The organism is Vibrio sp. R-1, from assembly GCF_035615595.1.
GTDB classification, from domain to species: domain Bacteria; phylum Pseudomonadota; class Gammaproteobacteria; order Enterobacterales; family Vibrionaceae; genus Vibrio; species Vibrio cholerae.
This window is the reverse complement of the sequence record NZ_WPDC01000164.1, coordinates 1-2374: the sequence shown is the minus strand read 5'-3', so window position 1 is coordinate 2374 and position 2374 is coordinate 1. Positions and strand designations below refer to the sequence as shown.

1 protein-coding gene is annotated in these 2374 nt (G+C 47.3%); it reads left to right on the top strand.

What is annotated here, in order from left to right; translation table 11 throughout:
* Positions 1–133 precede the first annotated feature (133 nt).
* Positions 134–2374, top strand: a 2241-nt coding sequence (locus GOU96_RS17250; RefSeq protein WP_267783226.1) for a fatty acid cis/trans isomerase, incomplete at its 3' end; no start/stop codon positions are given.

The following is a 2374-nucleotide window of genomic DNA, read 5'->3' as shown; positions in this document are numbered from 1 at the left end:
CACATGCAACTGCAAGTGGTTTGGGTATACGCTTGTTTCTTTAAAGCAAGCGGAATGAAAGTGCACCGTGAGTTGGACATCTCCCCTCTTCCTTTGCTTTAATTCACCCATTCTCTTCTTGAATTTTGTCATTATGAATTTCAAATCTTCGATTCTGTTGCTGCTGGCCACGATTTTCTCCGGTTGCGCCATGTACGCAGGCATCAACTATGATCAGCTCTTTGGCACAGAGCAGGTACGTGAGCGACAATTACCTTTGCACTCTAGCCAAGCTCAGCATTTTTTAAACGAAGTAAAACCCATCTTAGATAACCGCTGTGTCGTCTGTCACGCCTGTTACGATGCCCCCTGTCAGCTCAAAATGACCTCGGCTGAAGGCATTGATCGCGGGGCGAGCAAAGCGTTGGTTTATCAGGGAACTCGGCTGACGGCCGCTACTCCAACTCGTCTTTACGAAGATGCTCAGTTAACCCAAGAGTGGCGAGCTGCTGGTTTTCATCCCGTACTGAATGAGCGAGATCAAACCGCGCAAGCCAATCTTGATGCTGGGGTGATGGCACGTTTGCTGATGCAGAAAGAGCGTCATCCACTGCCACAGCAAGATCAGTTACAAGGATTTGATTTTTCTATTGATCGTGAGCAAACCTGCCCAACGATCAACGAAATGGATCACTTCGAACAAGTGAATCCTAATTGGGGAATGCCCTTTGGTATGCCGAATTTATCCCCCAAGGAGTACGCTACCCTGCTCTCTTGGCTACAAGAGGGAGCAGTGATGAATCAAGCGCTCCCGCTGAGTGCGCAAGAACAAGCTTTGGTTACGGAATACGAAGCCTTGTTGAATCACAGCTCGCGTAAAAATCAGCTCGCAGCACGCTATATCTACGAACATCTATTCCTCTCACATCTGTACTTTTCAGAGATAGCGCAGGAGCGGCCTCGTTTCTTTAAACTCATCCGCTCCAGTACTCCACCGGGTGAGCCTGTAAAACGAATCGTGACACGTCGTCCGTACGATGATCCGGGCGTTGAGCGAGTCTATTATCGCCTTGTGCCAGAACAAGAGACGATTGTCGATAAAACCCACATGCCTTTCGCACTCCACAAACAACGGATTGCCAACTGGAAACTCTGGTTTATTGATGCAGATTATGAGGTTGCCGAGCTTCCAAGTTATCGTCCGGATATTGCCGCAAACCCGATGTCCGCGTTCATCGACCTTCCCGTTAAAGCGCGCTTTAAGTTCTTGCTCGATAATGCGCAAAATACGGTGATGGCCTTTATCAAAGGCCCAGTGTGTCGAGGCCAGTTGGCGCTGAATGTGATTAACGATAGATTCTGGGTCTTCTTCCTCGATCCTGAGAAAGCCGATCTTCCAGAAGTCAACGAATTCTATCGCTCACAAGTCGACAATTTGAAGCTACCGGCTGAACAAGAGAATACGGCACTGCCGCTGAGTAACTGGGTACGTTATTCGCTACAACAAAGCCGTTATCTCGAAGCAAAATCTGAATTTATTAATCAATGGTTTAAAAATGGTACGCACCTTACCACGGACATCATTTGGGATGGAGCGGGCACAAACCCTAATGCCGCATTAACGATTTTCCGCCATTTCGATAGCGCATCTGTCGTGCAAGGATTGGTGGGTGAGCCTCCCAAAACCGCTTGGATAATGGATTATGCGCTGCTTGAGCGCATTCATTATCTGCTTGTTGCTGGTTTTGATGTGTATGGCAATTTCGGACATCAGTTGATTACTCGTATGTTCATGGATTTTCTGCGCATGGAGGGTGAGAGTAATTTTGTTGCCCTGCTACCACGCGATATGCGCCATCAGGAGTTATCTAGTTGGTACCAAAATCAAAGTGTACAGTTTTCCGATTTCTTGCAACGTAACGTAAAACCCTTTGATCAGCCAACCAGCGTTAACTATGTGACTGATAACCCGAAACAGGAGCTGTTTGCTAAACTCCGCAAGCAAGTACAGTCGGTATTGAGTGATCGATACGTGATAACTCAAACGGGATTCAAAGCCGAACATGAGTTTGCTTTGCGCCAAATCGATCATCTGCGTGGTGAAGGTTTGCTGCCCATTCCGCAATTGATGATGTTGATGATTGAAAGTGAACAAGGTAAACCGCAACTGTTTACGCTCATCCACAACAATGCCCACACCAATATCTCGAGCTTGTTTGATGAACAGAACAACCGCGACCCCAAAAATGATAATTTGACTTTAGTGCGCGGAGTGGTCGGCAGTTATCCATCGGCGTACTTAACACTGAAAGAAAACCAGATCCCGGAGCTGTATCAACGCCTTGCGGCGATGAAGTCAGAGCAAGATTATGTCGCCCTATTGGATCGTTTTGCA